This window comes from Hyphomicrobium sp., from assembly GCF_020852195.1.
Taxonomy (GTDB): Bacteria; Pseudomonadota; Alphaproteobacteria; order Rhizobiales; family Hyphomicrobiaceae; genus Hyphomicrobium_C.
In genome coordinates, this window is the sequence record NZ_JADZBI010000122.1 from 1 (window position 1) to 26232 (window position 26232).

A 26232-nucleotide genomic window follows, 5' to 3' on the forward strand; every position below is an offset into this window, starting at 1 on the left:
AGCGAGGAAAAGCTCGCCGTCAAGTCGGCGGAGGTTTCGTCGCGGGCCGGCGAGCAGACCGCCACGGCCGAGGCGCCGGCGGCGCGCGCAATCGAGACGTCGGCCACGCAGCCCGTGGCCGAGGAGGAAGGCTCTAAGCCCGGCGACGACGATGACGACGACGTGCGCAGGCCGCGCGCGGCCATCGACCGCGTCAAGCCGGCACCCGCCTGGACCCGGGCAAAATCCAGGAGCCCGGCCATCGCCAGCGCGAAGCGTCGGTATCCGAACTATGTCCTCGATATGGACGGGGTCTGGCCCTACAGCTCCTGGTCCCGGTAGCGTCATCCGGTCGGCGTCTGTCCGCTCCCAGCCCTTCGCGCAAGGTGCATGACCCGGCCCACTGCGGCCATTTCGACCCTCAGCCCCCCTGTTCCGCACGGAACAGCACCCCTCGGCGTTCTCGGCCATCTTCCCACATAACAGGTTGCAGGAGCCCTGGCCGCAAGGCTGGTCGGCTGCAGCCTTGTCGGACCTGTCCGCGCGCGTGCCGGACACCAGTCATGCTCAGCGAGAAAGAAAGGGGCGCCGTCATGTCTCCCAAAGCTTCACTGCTTTTCCTCGGGCTCATTGCCGGAACGGCCGGCCTGCCCGCGAGCTTCGCGGCCGCAAACACATTGGGTAGCGCGGGCGGCATCACCGGGCGCGTCCCGACGCAGGTCACGCAGGCTGCCGCCCAGAGCACGGCCGACAAAGCCGCGCTGGAGCAGAAGCGCAAAGCCGCGGCGCTGAAGAAGAAAAAGCAGCAGCAGGCCGCAGCGGCCGCGAAGGCCCAGGCCCTCAAGGCGCAGCAGCTCCAGGCCCAGCAGCAGAAGAAGAAGGAATGGTACGAGGACGACCGCGACCGCGGCCTCGACATTGCCGCCAAGTATGCGCCGAAGACCATCGCGCGCGTGCGCGAGAAGAACTACATCGCCAAGGGCGACACGGTCAGCACCGGCAACGGCAAGAAGGGCTGGCAGCACTACGTGGACAGGTACTACTCGCGCTGAGCCCGATCCCCGCGCAGCGCCGAGCGGAGGGGTCCTCGTGGCCTCTCCGCTCTCATGCGTTCAGCCCTTGATCAGCGCCAGCCACTCGTCCTCGGTCAGGACCTTGACGCCGAGCTTCTGCGCGTTGGTGAGCTTGGAGCCGGCGTCGGCGCCGGCGATCACGTAGTCCGTCTTGGCGGACACGGAGCCCGCCACCTTGGCGCCGAGCCGCTCGGCCTGCGCCTTCGCCTCGCTGCGGCCGACGCGCTCCAGCTTGCCCGTGAAGACCACCGTCTTGCCGGTGACGGGCGAGGACACGGTCGTGCGCTCGTAGGGTGAGACCGTGACATGGGCGAGGAGATCGTCCAGCGCCTCGATGTTGTGCGGCTCCGAGTAGAAGTCGACCAGCGCGTCGACGACGGTCTCGCCGATGCCCTCGATGTCGTCGACGTCGTTATAGGCAGCGCTGCCCTTGCCCTCTCGCGCGGCCGCCTCGGCCGCGCTGCGGAAGGCGTCCCAGGTGCGGAACGCCTTTGCGAGGTCCTTGGCCGTCGTCTCGCCGACGTAGCGGATGCCGAGCGCGAAGATGAAGCGGTCGAGGGAGATCGTGCGCCGCGCGTCGATGGCACGGAAGAGATTCTGCACCGACTTGGCCCCGAACCCCTTACGTTCGGCGAGCGGGGCGGTGCTCGCTTTGTCGCGCGCCTCGAGCGTAAAGATGTCCGCCGGCCGGCGGATCAGGCCCTCCTCGAAGAACAGCTCGATCTTCTCCTCGCCGAGGCCCTCGATGTCGAAGGCGAGGCGCGAGACGAAGTGCTTCAGGCGCTCCTTGGCCTGCGCCGGACAGATGAGCCCGCCCGTGCAGCGGCGTACCACGCCGCCCGCGCCGGGCGTCTCGTCCGCCTCGCGCACGGCGGGGCTGCCACACACGGGGCATTTTTTGGGAAACACGAACGGCTTCGTGCCTGCCGGCCGCTTCTCGACAAGCGCGCGGACGATCTGCGGGATGACGTCGCCGGCGCGCTGCACGACCACGGTGTCGCCGATGCGGATGTCCTTGCGCGCGATCTCGTCCTCGTTGTGCAGCGTGGCGTTGGAGACGACGACGCCACCGACGGTCACCGGCACGAGCTTGGCGACGGGGGTCAGCGCGCCGGTGCGGCCGACCTGGATCTCGATGTCGCGCAGCACGGTGACGGCCTGCTCGGCGGGGAACTTGTGGGCGATGGCCCAGCGCGGCGAGCGGGAAACGAAACCGAGGCGGTCCTGATAGTCGAGCCGGTTCACCTTGTAGACGACACCGTCGATGTCGTAGCCGAGGGAGGCGCGGCGCTCGGCGATCTCGCGATAGAAGGCCAGCATCTCATCGGCGCTCGCGCAGAGGCGCATCAATGGATTGACGGGCAGGCCCCAGCGGGCGAACGCCTCGACCACGCCCTGTTGCGTGTCGGCCGGCATGTCCGACATCTCGCCCCAGGCGTAGGCGAAGAAGCGCAGCGGACGCGCGGCCGTGATGGTGGGATCGAGCTGGCGCAAGGAACCAGCGGCGGCGTTGCGCGGGTTGGCGAACACCTTGCCGCCGCTCGCGGCCTGGGCCGCGTTGAGGGCCGCGAAGTCGGCGTGGCCCATGTAGATCTCGCCGCGGATCTCGGCGACGGGCGGAATCTTCGCGCCCTTGAGCTTGGCCGGAATCTCGCGGATCGTCTTCACGTTGGCGGTCACGTTCTCGCCTTCGGCGCCGTCGCCGCGCGTCGCCGCCTCGACGAAGTGCCCTTTCTCGTAGCGGATCGAGATCGAGAGGCCGTCGATCTTGGGCTCGGCGGTGACGGCGACCGGGTCGTCGGCCGTGAGCGACAGGAAGCGGCGGACGCGGGCCGCGAACTCGGCCACCTCCTCGTCGTCGAAGGCGTTGCCGAGGGACAGCATTGGCACGCGGTGGCGCACCTTGGCGAAGGTCTCGGAAGCCGGTGCGCCGACACGGTGGGAGGGGCTGTCCGCGCGCACGAGGTCCGGAAAGCGTGCCTCGACGGCGTCGTTGCGGCGGCGCAGCTCGTCGTACTCGGCGTCGGAGATCTCGGGTGCGTCGGACTGGTAGTAGAGCTGGTCGTGACGCGCAAGCTCGGCCGCGAGCCGAGCAAGCTCCGCGGCCGCCTCATCCGCGCTCAGCGCGTCGATAGGGGGGAGTGAACGCTTCTTCCTGGCCATCGCGGCTTCTTAGCCGAAAACCAGATTCGGCGCATCCCGCCCGGGAGCCCCAGAGCGCGACCAGTCTTGATTGGATCGATGATTTGCGCTTCGGACTGGCAGGGTCCTAAGCGATCATGACTTAGCCCGGGCCGCCGAGCGAGAACTTCGGCACCGCCTTCCAGGCCTTCGTGATCCAGGAGTCGTTGTTCTGAGCCGGCGCGAGGCCGTCGGACTTCAGAAGCGCATAGGCGTCGTGGTACCACTTCGATTGCGGGAAGTTGTGGCCGAGCACGGCCACGGCCGTCTGCGCCTCGGTGGTGACGCCGAGCGCCATGTAGCACTCGGTGAGGCGCATCAGCGCCTCCTCCACGTGGGCGGTGGTCTGGTAGTCCGACACCACCACCTTGAAGCGGTTGATGGCGGCGACGAAGTTCTTCTGCTTCACGTAGTAGCGGCCGACCTCCATCTCGGAAGCGGCGAGCGTGTCCTCGGCGATGCGGATGCGATTCTCGGCATCGCGGGCATACGTGCTGTCCGGATAGCGCGCCTTCAGGATTTTGAGCTGCTCGAGCGCCTTGCGCGTCGCGCCCTGGTCGCGGTTGGCGGTGCGGATGTCGTCGAAATACGACGAGGCTATGATGTGATGGGCGAGCGGCGCATCCTTGGTGCCGGGATGCATGACCGTATAGCGCTCGGCAGAGGCGATCGCTTCCGGAGTCTTGCCGGCCTTGTAGTAGGCATAGGCCGCGAGCACGATGGCGCGGCGCGCCTCCGGCGAATAGGGATGCGAGCGGTCCAGATCCTCGAACTTGCGCGCCGCGGCCTCGAAGCTGCCCTTGTTCATCAGGGCATCGGCGTCGGCGTACATCTTCTCGGGCGGATCAGCGTTGAGAATGCTATTGACATCGGTCGACGACGCGCAGCCGCCAAGTGCCATCATGGCACCGCCCAGGGCACACCACACGATGGCCGCGGCCCAATTTGGCGTCCTCAGCATCTTTATGCCGTACTCCCCAGTCCGACGTCCCACCCGCCGTCAAACGAACGGCCGCGATCCCGCTTTTCTGCGTTGACTAGCACACTTCAGAGCCCGCCTGAAGCCAACAACGCCCTGCCGCTCCTATGTTCCACGGTAGGATCACAATGTGGTTGATGTGAGGCCCGGCACGCATCCGCGACACTTCGGCCGCAGGCGAAGCGGCTTCATTTACAAGCAGTTGGCCGGTCCAATGCCGATGGAAGGCGCACTTGCCCGAGCCGTGCAGGACCGTAGCCTGAGGACACAGATCTGGTTCGGAAATCCGACGGGCGCTGCTACTCGGCGGCAACCGCAACGGCTGCACGGTCGAACGAGACGGGGCGAGCTTCGCGGACACGCGGAGCCTGGACGATGGTCCAAGCAGAGCTGTCCTCGAGCAGTTTCTGCAGCACGAGCGAGTTCAGGCGGTGGCCGCCCTTGACCGAACGGTAGGCGCCCAGAAGCGGATGGCCCGACAGGCTCAGATCGCCCACGGCATCCAGCATCTTATGACGGACGAACTCGAGCGGATCGCGCAGACCCTCGCGGTTCATGATGCGGTCGTCGCCGATGGCAACGGTATTGGTCAGGTTGGCGCCGAGCGCGAGGCCGGCCTTCCAGAGGCGCTCCACGTCGCTCATGAAGCCGAACGTGCGGGCGTTGGCGAGCTCGTTGCGGAACACACCGGGGCTCATCTCGAGCGCCAGGTGCTGCTTGCCGATGATCTGCGACGGGAAGTCGATCTCGACATCGAGATGGAACCCCGAGTGCGGCGCAAGCTCGCCCCAGCACTCGCCTTCCTCGACGCGGACGGTCTTGAGAACCTTGATGAAACGGCGCGGAGCCGGAAGCTCGCGGATGCCGACCGCATCGATCGCCTCGACGAACGGCGCAGCGCTGCCGTCCATGATCGGGACTTCCTTGCTGTCGATCTCGATGATGCAGTTGTCGATCTGGAGGCCGCGGAGGGCGGCGAGGAGATGCTCGACGGTGGAGACGGTAGTGCCTTCTTGGTTTCCGATGACCGTGCAGAGCGTGAGATTTTTGACGTTCGAGACCTTGGCGGGGATTTCTGCGGTGATGCGGCCGCGTTTTGTAACAACAAAACGGAGCCCAGTGTCGGCTGCTGCCGGATGCAGGCTGACCGAAACTGGCGCTCCGCTGTGCACCCCCGTGCCGTGAACCTGGGTCGCGTGAGCAATCGTCGTCTGTCGCGCGCCAATGAATCGATTAGACATGCTGCGCCGTCCCTCGATGCCTTCCTCGGCATTCCGCCCCCACGGACGGTCTTGCCACCCCCGGCCGATGTCCGCCTGCCGCTCACCCCTTCCCCGTTTTCTACCTGCCCGGCCTACTCTTAAGGTAGGCTCACGTTCGCCGAAGCGATGGCAGTGGGGCGTGCGGTTGTCCTGCGAACCGGTCGTTATTAAGAAACGATAGCCCCCGTCCCGCTGTGGGACAAATCACGCTTTCTTACGGTCTGTTACGTAGCCAGCACATGGGGTTACCTGCGGGAGGCGGACTGAAACCCGCGGCAGACCTATCGCCGTCTTTCCCGGAAAAATACTGGTATCTCAGCATCTTGTCCTTCATGCGTGTGCGGATCGACCGCTTGCGCATAGTTGGCGTAGCCCTCGGGCTCGCCGCCCGCTGCCTGAGCTGCCGAGATATTCTTCGCATACGGATCGTGCGAATCGGGTTGGCGTGTATCCGAATCACCCGCGCCGCGCACGCGGCCGGTTATGCGCTCGAACAGCCCGAGGCGCCGCCTCGGCTCGGCATGCTGCGGCGGATAATGCTCGGAGGGCGGGGCGTGGCGCGGAATATCTCCCCCGTACGCGCCCGGCGCCGGCCGATACCCGTGCGGGAGCGCCGGGGGGTATTCCCCTGCCTCGGGCAGGCGTCGCGATGCCTGGCGGCGGACCTCGGATGGGGGCTGCGGAGCGAACGCGCCCTGGTCGTGGGGAGGCCGATGGCCCTGCGGCAGCGGCGGCGGTGTCGCGCCCTGGAGCTGAGGCGGCCCCGCCTCGATCATGACGTTGCCCGGTCCCCGCCACGGGTCGCCGCCGCGCCCGCGGGCGCTGTCCGGCGCCACTTGCGCGGCGCGCGGGACCGGTACGCCCTGCGGCGGGCCGGGCGGCGCATGCTGGAGCGCCTCGGTGAGACGCTGCTGGAGATCGTGAGCCCCGCCACGATAGTCACGCGGGTCGGGAATGAAGCCACCACCGGTGGCCGGCGCGCGTGCGCCGTTGGCCTGCTGTGACCGGGCGTCGGCGGCCGCTGCGGCCTTCGTGCCGCGAACCCAGGTCTCCGCGGGTGCAGGGGGCGCGCGCTCGGCCTCGCCGGCGCGGCTCATGCCGGAGGCGACGATCGAGACCCGGATGCGCTCGCCGAGCTCGGGATCGTAGGTGGCGCCGACAATGATGTTCGCCTCGGGGTCGACCTCCATGCGCACGCGGCTCGCGGCCTCGTCCACCTCGTACAGGGTGAGGTCGGGACCGCCGGTGATCGACAGCAGGAGCCCCTTCGCGCCGCGCAGCGAGACGTCGTCGAGCAGCGGATTGGAGATCGCCTCCTCGGCGGCCACGGTGGCGCGGCGCTCGCCGGTCGCCTCGCCGGTGCCCATCATGGCGGTGCCCATGCCCGTCATGACCGTGCGAACGTCCGCGAAGTCGAGGTTGATGAGGCCTTCCTTGAGGATCAAATCGACGATGCAGGCCACGCCCGAGTACAGCACCTGATCGGCCATCACGAACGCCTCGGAGAAGGTGGTCTTCTCGCTCGCGATGCGGAACAGGTTCTGGTTCGGGATGACGATCAGCGTATCGACATAGTTGCGCAGCTCGGCGACGCCGGCCTCGGCGATGCGCATGCGCCGCGCGCCTTCGAACAGAAACGGCTTGGTCACCACGCCGACGGTCAGGATGCCGAGCTCGCGGGCCGCGCGCGCGATGACGGACGCTGCGCCGGTGCCGGTGCCGCCGCCCATGCCGGCGGCGATGAACACCATGTGCGAGCCTTTGATCTGCTCGCGAATATCCTCGATGGCTTCCTCGGCCGCCGCCTCGCCGATCTCGGGCCGCGAGCCTGCGCCGAGACCTTCGGTGAGCTCGGCGCCCAGCTGGATGCGGTGATCCGCGCTGGAGGCGGCTAGCGCCTGGGCATCGGTGTTGGCGACCATGAAGACGACGCCGGAGAGGCCGGTCGCGATCATGTTGTTTACGGCATTGCAGCCGGCGCCGCCGACGCCGATCACCGTGAGCTTCGGTCTCAGATCCGGATAGTGCGGCTGCTCACCTGTCGTGCTCAATTTCGCCCCCGTTCGACGCGAGGGAGATGCCTCCGCAGCGCGCGGCTCCCCGGCATTTCGCTACTCCACCGGACTCGCAACTCCACCGTCCCGGCACTCGCCGGGGCCCAGGCATCGGAGAAGCCCTTGTCGCCCCTCCGAGCCTTAGAATCCGTCGCGCAACCAGGAGCCGACACGCTTGAGGTAGCTCTCCGCCTCGGCGTCGCGGTTGCTGTAAATGCGCCGACCGGCGGCTCCCTGCGTCTCCGCAACGAGCAGTCCGACGACGGTCGAGAACGCGGAACTCGAGAACGCAGGCGGCAAGCCGGAGATGGCCTGCGGTCCTGCCACGCGCACCGGCCGCCCCAACTCCGCGGCCATGAAATCCGCCAGCCCCGTCAACTGGCTCGTGCCTCCGGTCAGCACAAGTGAGCGGCCGGCGTATGCCGTCACCTCGCACTCCTCCAAGCGCTGCCGGATGTGGTGACCGATGGCCGTCACACGTGGCCGGATCACCTCCGCAAGCTCGGCTTTCGTCATGTGATGCAGGATGCCGTCATCCTCGCCAGCGGACGGGTACGTGAAGGCATCGTGCTCATCGGACGGAGCGCAGATTACTGTGCCATAAAGCGCTTTGATTCGCTCGGCTTCCGCAAGAGGCGTATGCAACGCGCGGGCGATGTCGAAGGTGATCTGCGTGCCGCCCATCGGCGCCGCGCAGGCATAGAGGAAGCGATCCTCGGCGAACATGGCGAGGCTCGTGGTGCCGGCGCCGGTGTCCACGACCGTCACGCCCAGGCGGCGCTCGTCCTCGGTTGCAACAGCAAGGGCGCTCGCATACGGCGCCGGGACGTGACTCGCCGGCTCCAGGTAGCAGCGGCCGACGACCATCAGGAGGTTGCGCAGCGGCGCCTCGTCCGCCGTCACGGCGTGGAGGTCGAAGGCCAGCTCGCGGGCGGCCATGCCGCGCGGGTCGCGCGAGCCCGGTGTACCGTCGAGACGCAGCGCCACCTCGTTCATGTGCACGAGGGTGCGGCCGCCCTGCTCGACATAGGCCTGGCCTGCCGTCATCAGGCGGCGGATGTCGGCCTCCGTGACGAGGCCGCTCGCGACCTCGGCGCGGGCCGAGAAATTATGGGACTTGAGGCGGCCGCAGGAGACTGATACCGCGACCTCCGCCAGCTCGACGCCGGCCATGCGCTCGGCCTGTGCCACCGCCGCGCGGGCCGCTTCCTCGGCGCGGTCGAGATCGATCACCACGCCGCCCTTGACGCCTTCGGCGCGCTGGTGGCCGACGCCGATGACGCGTACGCCCGACGGCCCGACCTCGGCGATCAGGCAGGCGATCTTGCTGGTGCCGATGTCGAGCACACCCTTGATGTGCCTCGATCCGCTCGCCCGCCGCCTGCCCTTGTCGCGTGCCATCGCGCTTCCCCCTCTCAAGAGCCGGGATTCGCGGCGGAGGCGGACGCGGCGGTGTCCGCGGCCGGGCGAATGGCGACGCGGCCGGGACCGCGGAAGTCCAGCGTGGCGAGACCGGCGGCGAGATGCTTCGCAAGCTCGGCGTCGCGTGCCAGCTCCTCGAGCGCGCCGACCTCTCCGTCGGCCGGCAGTTCGAGGGTTGCGTTGTTGTCGAGCTTCAGCCGCCAGCGCCGCTCGGAGATGCGCTCGGCCTCGGCCAGGCGGCCCGCGACCTCGGGATAGCGCGCGATCGTCTCCATGAGGGACGCGGCTTCGGCCGCCGCGCCTTCGCCGGCAAAGCGCGGCAGATCGGGCAGCGTCTCGCCGTTGACGGCCGCCAGCACGCGGCCCGTCTTGTCGATCAGATAAAGGCGGTCGGCGCGCTGCCACAGCGCGTAGGGCTTGCGCTCCGTTACGCGGATGTCGAGGCGGCCGGGGTAGACGCGCGTCAGCTCGGCGGTATCGATCCAGGGCAGGCGCTCGATGCGTGCCTTGACGGCGGCAGTATCGAGCGCGGCGAAGGTGCGCACGTTGGCGAGGTCGAGCGTGTCGAAGACGTCGCGGTCGTAGCTGAAGCGGTGGCCCTTGAGCGTCACCTGGTCGATGCCGAAGCCCAGGAAACGCGCGATGCGCTCGGTATCGGGAGCATAGCCGGCCTGGCGAGCCGCTTCCTCGGCCGCACCGAGCGCAAGGCCAAGGACCAGCGCGGCGATGAGCAGGCGCGCGCGCCTCGTGCGTCTCTCTCCTGAAAGCAACTGCCGCGATTCCCTTCCCGCTTGTGGGGGCGGGACGGGGCGTGCGTGCCGGGATGTCGGGTCGTGAGCGGGAGTGTGCGGGATCGCGTCATGCGCCCCGCGTCGCGTGGTCCGGCTCTGGCCTACCTCGAACAACTCGCGTCCTCGACGATCCATCGCGCGAGCTCGCCGAACGACCAGCCCGCATATGCCGCCAGCTCCGGAACCAGCGAGGTCCCGGTCATGCCCGGCTGCGTGTTGACCTCAAGGCAAACCAGCTCACCGGTCCCCCCTGCCGTGTCGTCAAAGCGGAAGTCCGCGCGCGACACACCACGGCAGCCGAGCGACGCATGGGCCTTACCCGTGTATTTCCGGACCAACTGGTAAACATCCGGTAAAATTTCGGCCGGAAGCTCGTGCCGGGAGCCGCCGGGGGCGTACTTGGCCTCGAAGTCGTAGAAGGCGAGTCCCTTCTCGGGGACGATCTCGATCACCTCGGTCACGAAGTCGCCGATCACGGCGCAGGTGAGCTCGCGGCCGGGGATGAAGCGCTCGACCATCAGGACCTGGTCGGCCGGGCCGCCCTCGCGGATGAGCCTGGCCCAGTCGTTGGTGCCGGGGTGGACGATGACGACGCCGACACTCGAGCCTTCGTCGACGGGCTTCACGACGTAGGGCGGCGGCAGGGCGTGCGAGGCGGCGGCCTCCTCCCGTGTTACAAGCCGGGCCTCGGCCACGGGCACGCCGGCGTCGCGCATGACGGTCTTGGCGTGCTCCTTATGCATGGCGAGCGCGGAGGAGAGCACGCCCGAGTGCGTGTAGGGAATGCCCATGGTCTCCAGGATGCCCTGGATGCAGCCGTCTTCACCGAAGCGGCCGTGCAGCGCGTTGAAGCAGACGTCGGGGCGGATCTCGGCAAGGCGGGCGGCGACGTCGCGGCCGACGTCGAGGCGCGTCACGCGGTAGCCTTCGCCTTCAAGCGCGGCCGCGACCGCGGCGCCGGACTTCAGGCTGATCTCGCGCTCGGCGGAGAGCCCGCCCATCAGCACGGCGACATGCGCGAATGTGCGCGGCGGCGGTGCAGGAAGCTTGTCGGTCACGATCCCACGGTCTCCGCCAGCGCCTCGCCCACGGGGCGGCCTTCCCTGGGAAGCCCGAGGCGGATGATCTCCCATTCGAGCGTGATCCCCGCCTTCGCCTTGACACGTGCGCGCACGGTTTCGCCCAGGCGCTCGATGTCCTCGCCGGTGCCGCCCTGGTCGTTGATCAGGAAGTTGCAGTGCTTCTCCGAGACGTGCGCCCCGCCGACGCGGAAGCCGCGGCAGCCGGCCTCGTCGATCAGCTTCCAGGCGCTCGCACCGGGCGGGTTCTTAAAGGTGGAGCCGCCAGTGCGCTCCTTGATGGGCTGGTGCTGCTCGCGGTAGTCGGCAACCTCGTCCATGGCGCGCAGGATCTCTGCCGGATCGCCGGCGGTGCCCTCGTAGAGGGCCTCGGTGAAGATCCAGTCCACCGGCACGGCGCTGTGGCGATAGGTGAAGCCCATGTCGGCGAGCGACAGCACGTGGATGTTGCCCTCCGGATCGACGGCGCGGGCTTCCTTCAGCACGTCCTTGGTCTCGCTGCCGTGGGCGCCGGCGTTCATGCGCAGCGCGCCGCCGATGGAGCCGGGGATGCCGCGATAGAAGGCGAGGCCGGCGATACCGGCTTCCGCCGCGGCGCGGGCGACCTTGACGTCGGGTACGGCGGTGCCAGCGCGCAGGAGATGGCCCGGCTCGACCTTGATCTCGGCGAAGCCGCGGCCGAGGCGGATGACCACGCCCTGCACCCCGCCATCGCGCACGAGCAGGTTGGAGCCGAGGCCGATGGCGAAGGCGGGGAGGTCTTCCGGCTTGTGCTTCAGGAAATAGGCGAGGTCGGCCTCGTCGGCAGGGGTGAAGAGGATTTGCGCGGGCCCGCCGGCGCGGAACCATGTGATGTCGGCGAGCGAGACATTGGCGGCGAGACGGCCACGCAGTTCGGGCATGCGCTGGCGCAGATCGGAGGTGATGTCGGGGAAGGTCATGCGATCCCCCAACGGTCGCGCAAGGCCGCCCCCTCCCCCTCGTGGGACCTTCCGCAAAGCTCGCGAACGTAGCGCGCGTTGAGACTTTCGTGGGTCCCGGCCTTCGCCGGGATGACGTCAAGAGGAGGCGAGCCGGGTGCCTTGTACAGAACGTCATCCCGACGCAGGTCGGGATCCACGCCAGCATCCATGAAGTTCTGGTTGGCCGGATTCTCGTGCGACGGCGCAACACAAGATCGCCGGCCGTCGGGATTCTCCCCACCCCTAATCCCTCCCCACAGGGAAGAGGGGAACTCGGTTGCGCAAACTTCCGGGGTCACAGGGCGCTCCCGGCGCGGCGGGGCTCGGAGGCGGCCAGCCACTCGGGCAGCGCGTGCGCCCATTCAGTCGAGTTGCCGGCGCCGAGCACGATCACCATGTCGCCCGGCCTGCCGTGGCGCTGAACGAGGCCGACCAACTCGCGCGGGTCGTCGATGGTAGCGACGGCGGCATGGCCGGCGGCGCGGATGCCGTCGGCCAGCGTCAAAGGATCGATGCCGTCGATCGGCGCCTCGCCGGCGCTGTAGAGCGGCGTCACGACGACGCTGTCGGCGGCGCGGAAGCAGGCCGAGAACTCGTGGAAGAGGTCGCGCACGCGCGTGTAACGGTGCGGCTCGACGACGGCGATGACACGGCCGCGGGCGCCGGCGCGGGCGGCCTCGAGCACGGCCGCGATCTCGGCCGGATGGTGGCCGTAATCGTCGAAGATCTCGATGCCGTTCCATGTGCCGGTGAGCTGGAAGCGGCGCTTGACGCCCGAGAAGGCCGCAAGACCGGCGCGGATCACGTCGTCGGGGATGCCAGCCTCGGCCGCCACCGCGACGGCCGCGAGCGCGTTCAACGCGTTGTGGCGGCCGGGCATGGGCACAGTCCAGCCGCGAATAGCGCGAGCGCCGCCTTTCACGCGTGGGCCGAGGTCGGCGTCGATGGCGATGGCGCGGCCATCCGTGCGTACGCCGCGCAGCACGAGATCCGCTTCCTCGCTGGTGCCGTAGGTGAGCAGCGGGCGGCCGTCGCGGCGCAGCCCCAAGCGGCTCACCATCTCGCGCGCGACGGGGTGGTCGATACAGGTGACGGCGAGGCCGTAGAACGGAATGTTGCGGAAGAACGCCTCATACTCGCGGTGCATGACCTCCACCGAGCCGAAGTAGTCGAGGTGCTCGGGGTCGATGTTGGTGACGACGCCGATCTCGGTCGGAAGGCGGGTGAAGGTGCCGTCGCTCTCGTCGGCCTCGACGATCATCCACGGCCCCTTGCCGAGACGCGCGTTCGAGCCCCAGGCGTTGATGATGCCGCCGGTGATGACGGTGGGGTCAAGCGCTGCCGTCTCGAAGATGGTGCTGATGAGCGAGGTGGTGGTCGTCTTGCCGTGGGTGCCGGTCACGGAGACGGTGGCGTAGAGGCGCATCAGCTCGGCCAGCATCTCGGCGCGGCGGATGATGGGAAGGCCCTTGGCGCGAGCGGCCTCCAGCTCCGGATTGGTCGGCTTGACGGCGGTCGAGATGACGACCTGGCGCGCGCCGACGAGGTTCACCGCGTCGTGGCCCACGAACACGCGCACGCCCTTGGCGCGCAGACGGCGCACGTTGGCGCTCTCCTTCTGATCGCTGCCCTGGACGCTGTAGCCTTTGGCGAGGAGGATCTCGGCGATGGCGCTCATGCCGATGCCGCCAATGCCGATGATGTGGAACGGCCCGATTTCAGGCGGCAACTGCATGCTTGAACTTTCCTATCCCTGCCCGCCGGAGCGTAAGGCCCGCAGCCGGCAGCCGTCCGTGTGACGTATCGTCAGTGCATGACGCATCCCAGCTACGCCTCGTGCCGGCCGATCACGTCCTCGACCAGATCGGCAAGCAAGGACACCGCTCCCGCCTGGCCTTGCGCCTTGGCGCGGTCGGCTGCGGCAGCCAGCGTCTCGGGCTGCTCGAACAGCCGTCCGAGCTCCGTCGCCAGGCGCAGCGGCGAGAGATCCTTCTGCTCGATACACCAACTGCCCCCCGATTCGGCAAGGTTGGTCGCGTTCTCGAGCTGATCACTGTCGAGAGAATGCGGCAAAGGTACGAGGATGGACGGGCGGCCGATGACGGCCAGCTCGGCCACCGACGAGGCGCCGGCGCGGGCGATGACCAAGTGGCTGTCGGCGATAATCCTGGGCAAGTCTTTGAAAAAAGGAGCGATCTCCGCGTCGATCCCCGCCGCAGCGATCTCGGTGGTGACGTGCGCCTCGTCCTCCGCACGGGCCTGCTGGACGAGTTTCACGCGATGGCGAACGTCGGCCGGCAGAGTGGCGAGCGCGGGCGGCACCGTCTCGGAAAAGAAGCGTGCGCCCTGGCTGCCGCCGAACACCAGCAGCCTCAGCGGGCTGCCGGGCTCAAGCGGCGGATATGGGACCTTCGCCGCCTCGATCACCGCGTCGCGCACGGGATTGCCGGTGAAGCGCGCCTTCTCCGCGAGCGGGCCGTCGAGCTTCTTGGTCTTGCGGAACGAGGTGGCGACGGCGGCGGCGTGGCGGGCGAGCGCGCGGTTTGCGCGGCCGAGCACCGCGTTCTGCTCGTGGATGATCGCGGGGATGCCCAGCATGCGCGCGGCGACCAGCGGCGGGATGGTCGGATAGCCGCCGAAGCCGACCACGGCGGCAGGCTTCAGGTTGCGCAGGAGCTTGCGCGCCTTGCGGATGCCGCGCAGCAGCGTGAAGCTGGCGCTCGCGAGCGCGATCGGGTTCCTCTTGCTGCCGGGCGTCGCTGATGGAATGCGATAGACGCCGCGCGCAGGGAAGCCGGTGCCGTAGCGGTCGCCGCGCATGTCGGTCACGAGATCGACAGGATGGCCGCGCCGGCCTAGTTCCTCGGCAAGTGCGAAGGCCGGAAACAGGTGGCCGCCGGTGCCGCCGGCGGCAAGCAGGATCGAGGGCAGCTCGCGCGTCACGTTCGGGGCTCGTTGGTGGCGGTCTTGCGGGCGTCGAGGCTCGGAAGGCTCGGCATCAATGGGGGCTTTTTGAGGCGGTCCGCGTCCGGACGATGGCGGGTCAGAGCGAGCAGCATACCGAGCGTCAGCGAAATGGCCAGCATCGATGAGCCACCGGCCGAGAGGAACGGCAGCGTCATGCCCTTGGCCGGCAAGAGGCCGACGTTGACGCCCATGTTGATCAGCGCCTGGAAGCCGAACATCAGAGCGAGGCCAACGATGCCGAGGCGCGTCGGGGCGTCGGGCTCGCTCTCGGCGTGGCGCAGCGCGCGCAGGACGACGAAGGCGAACAGCGCCAGCAGCGCAAGGCAGGCCAGCGCGCCGTACTCCTCGGCGACGACGGCGAAGATGTAGTCGGTATGCGCATCGGGCAGCGAGGTCTTGATGGTGCCCTCGCCCGGACCACGACCCAGGAAGCCGCCTTCGACGAAGGACTGGATGGCGCGGGCGCCCTGGCTGTGGTCGCTCGCCTGGGAGCTGAAGAAGCGGTCGAAGCGGTAGGCCACGTGCGGGAAATAGAGGTACGCGGCATAGACGCCGGCCGCGCCAAGCAGGACCGCGAGTGCGGCGCTCTTCAGCATCACGCCCGAGACGAACAGCATGGCGATCCAGACCGTGGTCACGAGCAGCGTCTGGCCAACGTCCGGCTGGATGACGAGGAGGCCCGCGAAGACGGCGAACAGGAGGAACGCCAGCGGCAGCGCGGGCATGTCGGGGCGGCGACGCGATTCCGCGAGCAGCCAAGCGGAGACGACGACGAAGGCCGGTTTGGCGAACTCCGAAGGCTGGATGGAGTGGCCCTCGATGGTGAGCCAGCGGCGAGCGCCGTTGATCTCCTCGCCGAGGAAGTAGACCGCGACCAGGCCGCCCATGGCCCCGGCGAGCACGAGGAGGGACAGGCGGCGCACGGAGGCGGGCTCAAGGAGCGAGACCGCGAGCATGATGACGATGCCGACCGCGGAGAAGAGCACGTGGCGCTCGACGAAGTAGTAGGCCGGCAGCCCCTTCTTCAACGCGACGGCGGGGCTCGCCGCCAAAGAGAGCACGATGCCGGCCGCGACCACGATCAGGATGGCGGAGAGCAGCACGTGGTCCACCGTGAACCACCATTCGGCGAGCCGGCTCCTGTCGGCGCGCGAGAACCTCATGTGCCGGCCCGCTCGGCGGCGAGATCGGCCACGAAGCGCTTGAAGGCGTCGCCGCGGATCTCGAAGTTTCGGAACTGGTCGTAGGAGGCGCACGCCGGCGAGAGCAGCACGACGCTGTTCTCCTGGTTCGCCGCGAGCGCATCGTCGGCGGCGCGCCGGACGGCGAAGTCGAGGGTGCCGCAGCGCTCGAAGGGAACCGCGTTGCCGAGAGTTGCTGCGAACTCCTCCGTCGCCTCGCCGATGAGGTACGCCTTGGCGATGCGCGGGAAGTAGGGCTCGAGCGTCGTGATGCCGCCGGCTTTCGGCTTGCCGCCGAGGATCCAGTAGATGTTGCCGGCGAAGGAGGCGAGGGCCTTCTCGGTACTATCGGCGTTGGTGGCCTTGCTGTCGTTGATGAACTCGACGGGGCCCCATCGCTTCACGAGCTCCAGCCGGTGCGGGAGGCCGGGGAAGCTGGCGAGCCCGCCCGCAAGGCCGACGCGATGGGCGGAGGCGAGCGGGAGCGCCTCCACGACGGCCACGGCGGCGGCCGCGTTCTGCCAGTTGTGGCGGCCGCGCAGCGTGGCGATGCCACCCAGGTCGATGGGCGTCGCTTGCTCGTGGTGGTGCGATCTCTCGTGCAACGTTCCGTCGAGGGAGTAGACGCCGTCGGCGACCGGCTCGCGCACGGAGATGCGGCGCACCTTGGGGCCGCCGCTCCGCTTCTCCAGTGCGCGCGCGATGTCCGCGCACCAGTCGTCGTCGATGCCGATAACGACGGTCTCCTGGGCGCCCTCCACGAGGCGGCGCTTCACCTCGGCATAGTGCGCGACCGTGCCGTGGCGATCGATATGGTCCGGCGTGATGTTGAGCAGCACCGCGACGGTCGGATCGGCAGTCGGCGCGAGATCGATCTGGAAGCTCGACAGCTCGAGCACATGGATGCGATTCTCGGCGGGCGGCTCGAGCGTCAGCACCGCGCGGCCGATATTGCCGCCCATCTGCACGTCGTTGCCGAGCTCGCTCAGAAGGTGTGCGACAAGCGCCGTCGTCGTCGACTTGCCGTTGGTGCCGGTGATGGCGACGACGGGCGCCTTGGGACTCGTGGCGCGGCGCTCGCGGAAGAACAGCTCGACGTCGCCGATGACCTCGACGCCGGCGACTTTCGCCTTCGCGACGGTCCAATGCGGCTCGGGATGCGTCAGCGGGACGCCAGGCGCGAGCACGAGGGCTGCGAACTCCGACCAGTCGGCGACTGCGAGATCAACCAGCGGCGCGCCTGCGTCGGCGGCGGCCTTGCGGCCTGCCTCGCTGTCGTCCCAGGCGGCGACGCGTGCGCCGCCCGCTCCGAGCGCGCGAACGGTGGCGAGCCCCGAGGCACCGAGCCCGAAGACCGCGACGGTCTTGTCCTTGAAGGTCGTGACGCGAATCATGGGCTCTAGGCTAGCTCAGATCAGCGGAGCTTCAGAGTGGCGAGGCCGATCAGGGCCAGGATGACCGCAATGATCCAGAAGCGCACCACGACCGTGCTCTCATGCCAGCCCTTCTGCTCGTAGTGGTGGTGCAGCGGCGCCATGCGGAAGACACGCTTTCCCGTGAGCTTGAAGGAGGCCACCTGGATGATCACCGACAGCGTCTCCAGAACGAACAGGCCGCCGACGATGGCGAGCACGACCTCATGCTTGGTGGCGACGGCGATGGCGCCGAGCGCGCCACCGAGCGCCAGCGAGCCGGTGTCGCCCATGAAGATCATGGCGGGCGGCGCGTTGAACCACAAGAAGCCCAAGCCAGCACCGATCCGCGCGCCGCAGATCACAGCCAGCTCGCCGGTGCCGGCGACGTGGTGGATCTGCAGGTAGCCCGCGAACGTCACGTTGCCGATCAAATAGGAGATGAGACCGACGGTGGCGGCCGCGATCATCACCGGCACGATGGCGAGGCCGTCGAGGCCGTCGGTCAGGTTGACCGCGTTGCCGGCGCCGACGATGACGAACATGCCGACGATGACGAACATGGCGCCGAGGTCTATCAGGGCCGTCTTGAAGAACGGCAGCGCGAGCTTGCCGGCGAGATCGGGCGTCGAGAGGTCCATGATGACGTAGACGGCGAGCGCCGCGATCACCATCTCCAGGCCGAGCCGCGCCCAGCCGCCGAAGCCGCTCGACTGCTGCTTCGTGACCTTGAGATAGTCGTCGTAGAAGCCGATGCCGCCGTAGGCGAGCGTGACCAAGAGCACGACCCATACGTAGACGTTGGACAGATCCGCCCAGAGCAGGGTCGCGACGGTGACGCTGGCAAGGATCATGAGGCCGCCCATGGTGGGCGTACCCTTCTTGGCGAAGTGCGACTGAGGGCCGTCCTCGCGGATCGGCTGGCCTTTGCCCTGCTTGAGGCGCAGGAGATCGATGATACCGGGGCCAAACAGCAGAACGAAGAGGAGGGCGGTGAAGATGGCGCCGCCGGTGCGGAAGGTGATGTAGCGGAAGACGTTCAGGATGCCGATCTGGTCGCTGAACGCCACGAGCTCGTACAGCATATCTCCCCTTCCCCTCGGCCTTCCGAGGCCCCCCGGTTACGCGTTACTCAACTTCCTGCGCAGGGCATCGGCAAGCGGTCCCATGCGGCTGCCGTTCGATCCTTTGACCATGATCGCATCCCCCGGCCTGATCGCTGCGAACAGCGGCTCGGCGAGCGCGTCGGAGGACGGCGCCCATGCGCCCTGCCGCTCCGGCGCCAGCGCCGCGAAAAGATGCGCCATATTCGGCCCAGAGGCAAAAACCAGATCCGTGCCCGCACCGTCAACAGCTTCCTTGAGTGCGACGTGGTGGGTCTTCTCCTGGGCACCAAGCTCCAGCATGTCGCCGAGCACGGCGATGCGGCGTCCAAAAGCGTCTCTCGGCACGGTGCCGAGCACGGCGAGCGCGGCACGCATGGAGGCCGGATTAGCGTTGTAGCTCTCGTCGATCAGGAGAACGCGGCCGCCCTCGAACGCAAACTCCATGCGCGAGCCGCGTCCTGGCGGCGGCGGCAGCGTGGCGAGGGCCTGCAGCGCCTCCTCGACGTCGGCGCCTGCGGCTTCGAGGGCAGCGGCGACGGCGAGCGCGTTGCGCGCGATGTGGATGCCCGGCACGGCGACCCGGAAGTGGATCTCTCGGCCGCCGATGTCCACCTCGATGGCCGTGCCCTCGGACGACAGCTCCAGCACCTTGGGGCGCACGTCGGCGCGGGCGTCCTGGCCGAAGGAGACGATGCGGGCGCCGGCCGCCTCGGCGTGGCTCCTCAGGAGCTCGAAGTGCGTGTTGTCGCGGTTGATGATCGCCGTGCCGCCCGGCTCGAGGCCGGAGAAGATCTCCGCCTTCGCCTCGGCAATGGCCTCGACGCTCGGAAACTGCGCGAGGTGGACGGGCTCAACGGTGGTGACGATGGCGATGTGCGGGCGAACCATCTTGACCAGCGGCGTGATCTCGCCGGCGTGGTTCATGCCGATCTCGAACACGCCAAAGCGCGCCGCGGCCGGCATGCGCGCCAGCGTCAGCGGCACGCCCCAGTGGTTGTTGAACGACTTGTCCGCGGCGTGCGTGGGGCCGATGCGCGAGAGGGCCGCGCGCAACATGTCCTTGGTGCCGGTCTTGCCAGCGCTGCCGGTGACGGCGATGACGCGCGCATCGGCGGAGAGGCGCGCACGGGCGGCACGGCCGATGGCCTCAAGATCGTGTAACGTATCCGCCACGCGGATCAGCGGCCCGTCCTTTGGCCCTGCCTCGTAGCCCTCCGACACGAGTGCCGCGGCGGCGCCGGCCTCGAACGCCTGGCTCACGAACGCGTGCCCATCGCGCTGATCCCTCAGCGCCACGAACAGGTCGCCCGGTACAAGCGTGCGCGTGTCGATGGAGAGGCCGGTCACGGGGGCGCCGTTTGCACGCTCGGCGCGGCCCGCGGCCGCGAGAACAAGGCCGTCAAAAGTCCACAGGGGGGCATTGGCCATCAATGGTGTCCCGTGCGCGTCCCGCGAGACGCCCTCTTGTTGTTTATGCTCAGGGGGTTAGCAACGCTTGACGCAGACAGTCGTGATCCGAGAACGGCAACACCCTCTGGCCTACGATCTGGCCCGTTTCGTGGCCTTTGCCGGCGACGAGCACGACGTCGCCGGGCTGCATCAAGCGGACGGCGGTGCGGATCGCCTCGCCACGGTCGCCGATCTCGGTGGCGCCGGGCGCGGCGGCCAGGATCTCGGCGCGAATGGCGGCCGGATCCTCTGTGCGCGGATTGTCGTCGGTGACGATGACGAGATCGGCGCGGGCGGCGGCGATGGCGCCCATGATCGGGCGCTTGCCACGGTCGCGGTCGCCGCCGCAGCCGAAGACGCAGACGAGCTTGCCGGTCGCGAACGGGCGCACGCCGTCGAGAGCAGCCTCGAGTGCCTCCGGCTTGTGCGCATAGTCGACGACGGCGAGCGCGCCGTTGCGCTCGCCAACGATGTCGAGGCGACCCTTGACGCCGCTGACGCTTGCGAGCGCGGGGATGACGACGGCGGGATCTTCGCCGACGGCGAGCGCGAGGCCGACAGCGACGAGCGCGTTGGCGACCTGGTAAGTGCCGATCAGCGGCAGGCGCACCTCATAGGTGCGACCGGCGTGGACGATGGTCATGAGTTGAGCAAAGCCATCGCGGGCGAGGCCCGCGAGGCGCACCGTCTCGCCGGCCGTGCCGACGCTGATGACCGGCAGCCCGCGCTTCCTCGCGACGCTCACCACGTCTCCGGCGCGCGGGGCATCGACGTTGACGACGGCTGGCGCCCCGTCCGGAAGCAGCTCCTCGAAAAGGCGCAGCTTGGCGGCGAGGTAGGCGTCGGTCGTGGGATGATAGTCGAGGTGGTCGCGGCCGAGGTTGGTGAAAGCGGCGGCGGCGATGCGCACGCCATCGAGGCGGTACTGATCGAGGCCGTGCGACGAGGCCTCGAAGGCGAGGTGTGTGATACCCTCGGCCGCGAGCGCGGCCAGCGTCTCGTGCAGCGTCACCGGATCGGGCGTGGTCAGCGAGCCGTAGACGGCGCCGTCGGGCTTCACCACGCCGATGGTGCCGAGGGACGCCGCGCGATGGCCGGCGGCAGCGAAAAGCTGGCGCGTGAACTCGGCAACCGAGGTCTTGCCGCTGGTGCCCGTCACCGCGACGGTGGTCTCCGGCTGGGCGCCATAGAAGCGCGCGGCCATCAGCGCAAGGGCGCGGCGCGGCTCCGCGGCGCGGAGCACGGGGACGGCGAGGCCATCGGGGACGGCGGTGGCCTCCGCGGCGAGCACGGCTGCAGCGCCCTTGGCCACGGCATCGGCGATGAACCGCGCGCCGTCCGCCTTGGTGCCGGCGAGGGCGACGAACCGCGCGCCCGGCGCGACCGTGCGGCTATCGGCGGTGATGCCGGCGATGTCGATGCTTTCGGCGCCTGCAGGTGCGGCGGCGATGCCGATATCCGTGATGAGCGAGGAAAGGTGCATGGAGTCTCGACCGAACGTGAAACCGTGCAGTGAGGGGGCGCTCTTGGTCTAGGGGGCGGCGAGGGCGGCGTCAAACGCGACGCAGGTGATTGTCGAACTCGGCACCGGAGAACGTCGCCGTCCTGGCGCCCGCCTTGTCCTCGACGCGCACGACGCCCTGGCCGGTGCTCATGGCGAATTCCGAGGCGCCGGCGCCGAGCGTGATGCCGGAGCTGTCCTTGATGGCCGTCTCGCGCACGATCTTTCCGCTCTCGGTGTCGGCGTAGATGACGCGTCCGGCGAGAGGCGCCGAGGCCGCGAGCAGGCGTCCGTCCGCGCTGACGGCGACGGCTCCGATGTAGCCCTTCAAGGCCACGCCCAGGGAATCGGCTGATTCTAGGATGGCGATGGGCCTATCGCGCCCCACGCGGCCGATAAGAGCAGGCGTGTCCTCGAGAGCGCCCTGCCACTGGGCGCCGAACCAGATGTCGCCCGTCGGCGTCTCGGCGAGATGGCGCACGGACAGCAGGTTGATCGCGGCAGGCAGGCCGTGCCGGGCCCTGAGGGCGCCGGTCGCGACATCGATGAAAGCGACGTTCGGCTCCATGATGGCGATGCCGATGCTCTCGCGCCCGGTTTGCGGATCGTTGCCGAAGCCGCCATTGGCCACGGCGAGCGTGCGGCCGTCCGACAGCAGGATCGCCTCGTGCGGGCCGATGCCGTAGGAGGGGAACTCGCCGACGCGGCGCCAGCCCCCCGTTGCATCGTAGACGCCGATCATGCCGTCGCCGGTGTCGGCGTTATGCTCGGTGGCGTAGAGAAGGCGTCCGTCGCTCGCGAACACGCCGTGGCCGTAGAAGTGCCGGTCGGGCGGCGGAGCGAAGACGTCCGGCGCGCGGCGGCCGTCGACGTCGAAGGCGAGCGCGAAGAAGCCCGGCCGGCGGGCAAAGATGACGGCGCGGCGACGGGCGTGGTCGATGGCGATGTCGTGTCCGCGCGCCGACATCGGGATCTCGCGTAGGATGCGGCCGTCCTCGGCGACGACGAGGACGGCATAGCTGCCGTCGGCCAGGCGGGCACCGGAAGCATAGAGAGTGGAGGCTGGCTCACCGAGCGTCTCGGCGGCGAGCGCCTCGTGGGCGGCGGCCAGCGTCACCAGTGAACCAATCAGGAAACGGCGGCGGTCAATCGCCATCGAGCTCGTTGAACCCCATCACGATGTCGGCGTTGGGCGCCAACTCCTTGACGATGATATTGCGGATGCCGCCGAGATCGAACCGCATTTTGCGCAGCGCGTGCAGGTGCGCCTCGGAGCCGCGTTCGGTCTTTCGCAGCGTGTCGAGACGTGCACCGTCGGCGAGCAGGCTCTTCCAGGCGGTCGGCAGGAAATTCGTCATCCACGGCTTGTCGGCGGGGACGTAGGCGTCGAAGCCGATCGCCTCGTACAGCTCCTTCAGCGCGACGAGGGAGGCTTCGAGATAATCGCCGGTGAGGCCGGACGGCTCGAAGGCGAGGCGTGCGCGCCGCGGCGGCTTGGCCGTGACGGCCGTCAGCTCCGGCACGACGAAGCGGTCCCGGCAGAGCTCGAGCCCGGTGGCGAGCGCCTTCGCCACCTCGCGCACGGTTTCGGTCGCATCCTTGTAGAGCGCGTTGTCGGAGCCAGCCGTCAGCATCTTGCGGCGGAAGCCGTCGTCACCCGTCCATCCTGCATGGATCTCGCCCGCGACGGCATGAATGTTGGCGGCGATGGCGGCGGCCAGCGCGCAACGATATTTGGCGGCCTCGTCCGTGCCAGCGCCGAGCGGATTCTTCTCGTCGAAGAGCAGGATCTCAAGTGCGGTTAGCCCCTGCACGGCGACGCTCTGGGAGGCAAGCGCGCCGGGCGCCAGCAATTCGGGCTTTTTCGCCGCGAGGAGGCCGTTCAACTGGCGGGACGCGAACCCGCGCGGGTCCGGCCAGAAGAAGATGCGCTCGAGGCGATGGGCGCGCATCGCAGGGCCAAAGCGGATGAAGTCGAGCCCGCCCCAGGCGCGGACGGTGTCGCCGAAGGCCGCGGCTGCGGCCTTGCGTGAGGTTTCGTCTCCGCCGGCCTTGCAGACGGCATCGACGGATGTCGCAAGCCCGCCCGATGCCTTGGTCAACGCCTCGAGGCGCGGCACGAGAAACTGATCGATGGTGTCGAGCACCATCGTTGCGTGTGACTTGCGGATGGGAAGAGCCTGAGCCGGCCCGGCGGCGAACCCCGCGACCACCAGCCCCGCGGCGACCGCCCGGAGCGATTTCGGAAGCCGGCCAGGGATCACGCGGGTCCTCCTCGGGGGCAAGAGCGCACCCGATGTTTATGCGGAGCGGGTCGAAGTGAAAAGAGGCCGGTCTGCTGCGGGACGGTGCGGCGCCTTAAAGCGCGATCAGCTTTGATTGAATCGAGATCGCGCTCCAGCCTTTTGATGAGATCAATTATTCAGGCTTCGGACTGATAGGGTCCCAAGCGATCATGGTCTAGTCGCAGGTCTCGACTTCGGCGTCGGGCGCCTGTGCCACCTGCTTGCGGCGCTGCTGCTGCATGTGCAGCAGGCGCTCGCGCGTCGAGAAGCTGCGGTAGGGGCAGACGAGGCCGCGCGCCTCGAGGTCCTCGAGCTTGGCGTAGATGATGTCAACCGCGAGCGGGGCGCAGCCGCAGCACTGCATGCGCTTCTGCATGTAGCGGTAGACGACGCCCGGCGTCGGGATCGGCGCCTCCGGCTCGTTCAGGATGTCCAACAGGGCGAGCTCGATGTCGAAATCGGAGACTTGCTGGCAGGAACAGACGATCATGAGGGACTGTTTCCTACCTTACTGTCTCAGCGCGGCATCGTGCGATGCCGCCGCATAGGCTGCCGCATTGACGATCAGCCCCGGCGAGAGCACCTGGTCGAGCCCGCGCATGGTGACCGCGAAGCTCTCCGCGTGATGGACGACCTCATCGATCAGCGAGCTCTCGATCAGCGCGAACGCGCAGGCGCGCATGGCGGGGCAGGTGTTGTGCTGGCAGGCGGCGATCATGGAGAGCGCTAGGCTCTCGTCGCGGCAGAAGCCGTCGCCATCGCCGCTTTTGACCTCGATCTCGCGGCGTGCCGCGGCGCTCACGGCGCGCACCCAAGCCGACAGCTCGGACACGGCCGTGCGGGCGGCATTGGGACCGAGCGCGTCGGAATAGATGCGCCACGCATCCTCCCAGCGGTCGATGTCGCCCGACTTGTAGCCGGCCACCCAATAGCGGAAGCCGAGACCGATCAGGCGCTCGGCGCGGCGCGTGCCCGGGAGCGCGATGTCGACCGGCGCATCGACCCGGCGCCGCGCCACGATCGGACGGCGCGCCGTGAGGCTAGATCTGCGCATGGCAAACCTCCCGCGAACGGGCCTCTGCGGCAACTTCGGAGGAAAAACATGCGGGCGCACGACAGGCGTGCGACACCCTTGGCGGGCGCAATTCAAGAGCCATCGAGTGGGCCTTCCTATTGTCGGGGTTCAAGGCCCCGAAAAGGATATGTCATAGCCGACTGCACGCATGCAGCCTTGCTCGTAAGCAACCTCTTTCAGACTATAGAGTCAAGTGTGCCAGTGACACATTAGGCCACTGGAATCATTCAAATCTTTGTTTTGAAGAGTTCCAAAGTAAAGAAGCCGAGATCAGCCGTGGCCTGCCTGCTGACGGCGCGCGCCGCTGCCGCTCACGGCCAAGGTCTTGGTGCGGCGCTGTCCTTTCGACTTCTGCCGCGCACCGGATCCCGACGTCTCCTTGCGCTGGACCTTGATCATCTGATCCAGCGTGTGCTCGTCGAGCACGCTGATGAAGGCGCCGAGCGCATTGTCGAAGAGCTGATCCAGCGCTGCGAGCTGTCCATGCGCGCCGCCGCGCTCGCCCTCCTCGCGCTCGACCTCGAGGTGCAGGATCTCCATGGCGCGCACGACGTCGCCGAGGCGGATATCGGCGGCAGGGCGCGCGAGACGCACGCCGCCGTGACGCCCGCGCACGGCGCGTATGAAGCCGGCACGCGAGAGAAGGTGCACGATCTTGAAGGTGTTTTGCAGTGTGATGTCGCGCCGCTCGGAAATCTCGGCGACCTTCACGAGGTTCGGCTCGGCCACAGCGCAATCGAGCAGAATGCGGATCGCGTAGTTCGTTGTTTTGCTTAGGCGCATGGTTTGTCCAGCTCTCTGCCCGCGTTCGGAGCCCCGCGAGGCTCCCTGTTGCTCTCTTATCCTAGCCTAATCTAGACTAATTCCAAAGTGGAGCCCACATCAAGGGGTTGTCCCCTCTTAATCAGACGCCTGACTGCAGAATCACCCGCACCTCTGCGGAGGGTACCCGTTAAGCATTCTTGACTGCCTGCGTCAATAAGTCTAGACGCTTTGACCGCGCTTGCCAACCGAGGAGTCGTTTCTTGTCAATGGCCTACACAGCCGTGATCCGCTCCGTCGCCGCGGCGGCTGCCGCAGCAATCCTGTTCCTCGGACCGGCGCGCGCCGCCCCGCCCGCCATCAAGGACGTGCTCGGGACCTATGCCGATATTGCCGAGGCGACCTATGGGGACAGCCTCGAGGCGGCGCGGGCGCTCAAGACCGCCATCGCGGCGCTGATCGCCTCGCCGAGCGACGCGACGCTCGGCGCAGCGCGCGAGGCATGGCTCGCCGCCCGCGTGCCCTACATGCAGACCGAGGCCTACCGCTTCGGCAACCCGATCGTGGATTCCTGGGAAGGGCGCGTGAATGCCTGGCCGCTCGACGAGGGTCTGATCGACTACGTCGCCGACGCCTACGGCACGGATAATCCCGAGAACGAGTTCTATGCCGCCAACATCATCGCGAACACATCGCTGAAGGTCGCGGGCAA

23 protein-coding genes are annotated in these 26232 nt (G+C 68.3%); 3 read left to right on the forward strand and 20 right to left on the reverse strand.

Annotated features, from left to right (window positions below):
* Together IT540_RS09565 and IT540_RS09570 are read left to right on the forward strand one after the other, a co-directional pair.
* Positions 1 to 321, forward strand: a 321-nt coding sequence (locus tag IT540_RS09565) for a hypothetical protein (RefSeq protein WP_291176363.1), incomplete at its 5' end; no start/stop codon positions are given.
* A gap of 251 nt (positions 322 to 572) precedes the next feature.
* Positions 573 to 1031, forward strand: a complete 459-nt coding sequence (locus IT540_RS09570) for a hypothetical protein (protein ID WP_291176366.1) — start codon at positions 573 to 575, stop codon at positions 1029 to 1031.
* Positions 1032 to 1091: 60 nt separating this feature from the next.
* Here the strand turns inward: IT540_RS09570 and ligA are convergent, their stop codons facing one another.
* From ligA to IT540_RS09670, 20 genes are all read right to left on the reverse strand, one after another.
* On the reverse strand, positions 1092 to 3215 hold the full coding sequence (gene ligA / locus IT540_RS09575) for an NAD-dependent DNA ligase LigA (protein WP_291176369.1): 2124 nt from the start codon (positions 3213 to 3215) through the stop codon (positions 1092 to 1094).
* Positions 3216 to 3336: 121 nt separating this feature from the next.
* Positions 3337 to 4194, reverse strand: a complete 858-nt coding sequence (locus tag IT540_RS09580; protein ID WP_291176373.1) for an outer membrane protein assembly factor BamD — start codon at positions 4192 to 4194, stop codon at positions 3337 to 3339.
* Between the two features lie 317 nt (positions 4195 to 4511).
* Complete coding sequence (lpxC, locus tag IT540_RS09585; RefSeq protein WP_291176377.1) at positions 4512 to 5453, reverse strand: UDP-3-O-acyl-N-acetylglucosamine deacetylase; 942 nt, start codon at positions 5451 to 5453, stop codon at positions 4512 to 4514.
* A 302-nt stretch (positions 5454 to 5755) separates the two neighbouring features.
* Positions 5756 to 7525 carry a cell division protein FtsZ gene (gene ftsZ, locus IT540_RS09590; RefSeq protein WP_291176380.1) on the reverse strand — a complete coding sequence of 590 codons (1770 nt, stop codon included), beginning with the start codon at positions 7523 to 7525 and terminating at the stop codon, positions 5756 to 5758.
* 144 nt (positions 7526 to 7669) lie between these two features.
* Positions 7670 to 8929, reverse strand: coding sequence for a cell division protein FtsA (gene ftsA / locus IT540_RS09595; RefSeq protein ID WP_291176383.1), 1260 nt, complete (start codon positions 8927 to 8929; stop codon positions 7670 to 7672).
* Between the two features lie 14 nt (positions 8930 to 8943).
* Complete coding sequence (locus tag IT540_RS09600) at positions 8944 to 9720, reverse strand: cell division protein FtsQ/DivIB (RefSeq protein ID WP_291176386.1); 777 nt, start codon at positions 9718 to 9720, stop codon at positions 8944 to 8946.
* A gap of 122 nt (positions 9721 to 9842) precedes the next feature.
* The gene (locus IT540_RS09605) at positions 9843 to 10799 is read right to left on the reverse strand and encodes a D-alanine--D-alanine ligase (RefSeq protein WP_291176389.1); all 957 of its coding nucleotides are present in this window, start codon (positions 10797 to 10799) and stop codon (positions 9843 to 9845) included.
* Entirely contained in the window at positions 10796 to 11761 is a 966-nt protein-coding gene (gene murB / locus IT540_RS09610; protein ID WP_291176392.1) for a UDP-N-acetylmuramate dehydrogenase, read from the reverse strand. Before murB ends, IT540_RS09605 begins: the two co-directional genes overlap by 4 nt.
* 316 nt (positions 11762 to 12077) lie before the next feature.
* Positions 12078 to 13517 (reverse strand): UDP-N-acetylmuramate--L-alanine ligase, encoded by a 1440-nt coding sequence (murC, locus tag IT540_RS09615; RefSeq protein ID WP_291176395.1) that lies wholly within the window; start codon positions 13515 to 13517, stop codon positions 12078 to 12080.
* 92 nt (positions 13518 to 13609) lie between these two features.
* A complete protein-coding gene (gene murG / locus IT540_RS09620) occupies positions 13610 to 14725 on the reverse strand; it encodes an undecaprenyldiphospho-muramoylpentapeptide beta-N-acetylglucosaminyltransferase (RefSeq protein WP_291176398.1) in 1116 nt (371 codons plus the stop codon).
* On the reverse strand, positions 14722 to 15912 hold the full coding sequence (locus tag IT540_RS09625) for a putative peptidoglycan glycosyltransferase FtsW (protein WP_291176401.1): 1191 nt from the start codon (positions 15910 to 15912) through the stop codon (positions 14722 to 14724). The genes murG and IT540_RS09625 overlap by 4 nt, the downstream gene beginning before the upstream one ends.
* Complete coding sequence (gene murD / locus IT540_RS09630) at positions 15909 to 17324, reverse strand: UDP-N-acetylmuramoyl-L-alanine--D-glutamate ligase (RefSeq protein WP_291176404.1); 1416 nt, start codon at positions 17322 to 17324, stop codon at positions 15909 to 15911. The genes IT540_RS09625 and murD overlap by 4 nt, the downstream gene beginning before the upstream one ends.
* Before the next feature lie 20 nt (positions 17325 to 17344).
* Complete coding sequence (gene mraY / locus IT540_RS09635) at positions 17345 to 18427, reverse strand: phospho-N-acetylmuramoyl-pentapeptide-transferase (protein ID WP_291176407.1); 1083 nt, start codon at positions 18425 to 18427, stop codon at positions 17345 to 17347.
* A 36-nt stretch (positions 18428 to 18463) separates the two neighbouring features.
* On the reverse strand, positions 18464 to 19876 hold the full coding sequence (locus tag IT540_RS09640) for a UDP-N-acetylmuramoylalanyl-D-glutamyl-2,6-diaminopimelate--D-alanyl-D-alanine ligase (protein WP_291176410.1): 1413 nt from the start codon (positions 19874 to 19876) through the stop codon (positions 18464 to 18466).
* 49 nt (positions 19877 to 19925) lie between these two features.
* Entirely contained in the window at positions 19926 to 21380 is a 1455-nt protein-coding gene (locus IT540_RS09645; protein WP_291176414.1) for a UDP-N-acetylmuramoyl-L-alanyl-D-glutamate--2,6-diaminopimelate ligase, read from the reverse strand.
* Positions 21381 to 21450: 70 nt separating this feature from the next.
* The gene (locus IT540_RS09650; protein ID WP_291176417.1) at positions 21451 to 22554 is read right to left on the reverse strand and encodes a DUF1513 domain-containing protein; all 1104 of its coding nucleotides are present in this window, start codon (positions 22552 to 22554) and stop codon (positions 21451 to 21453) included.
* A complete protein-coding gene (locus IT540_RS09655; RefSeq protein ID WP_291176419.1) occupies positions 22544 to 23662 on the reverse strand; it encodes an imelysin family protein in 1119 nt (372 codons plus the stop codon). The genes IT540_RS09650 and IT540_RS09655 overlap by 11 nt, the downstream gene beginning before the upstream one ends.
* Before the next feature lie 196 nt (positions 23663 to 23858).
* Positions 23859 to 24173, reverse strand: a complete 315-nt coding sequence (locus tag IT540_RS09660) for a hypothetical protein (RefSeq protein ID WP_291176422.1) — start codon at positions 24171 to 24173, stop codon at positions 23859 to 23861.
* Between the two features lie 18 nt (positions 24174 to 24191).
* A complete protein-coding gene (locus tag IT540_RS09665; protein ID WP_291176425.1) occupies positions 24192 to 24737 on the reverse strand; it encodes a hypothetical protein in 546 nt (181 codons plus the stop codon).
* A gap of 291 nt (positions 24738 to 25028) precedes the next feature.
* Positions 25029 to 25541, reverse strand: coding sequence for an Rrf2 family transcriptional regulator (locus IT540_RS09670; RefSeq protein ID WP_291176429.1), 513 nt, complete (start codon positions 25539 to 25541; stop codon positions 25029 to 25031).
* 248 nt (positions 25542 to 25789) lie between these two features.
* Here IT540_RS09670 and IT540_RS09675 point away from each other — a divergent pair.
* Positions 25790 to 26232: imelysin family protein (locus IT540_RS09675; protein ID WP_291176432.1), on the forward strand; the 443-nt coding region annotated here is incomplete at its 3' end.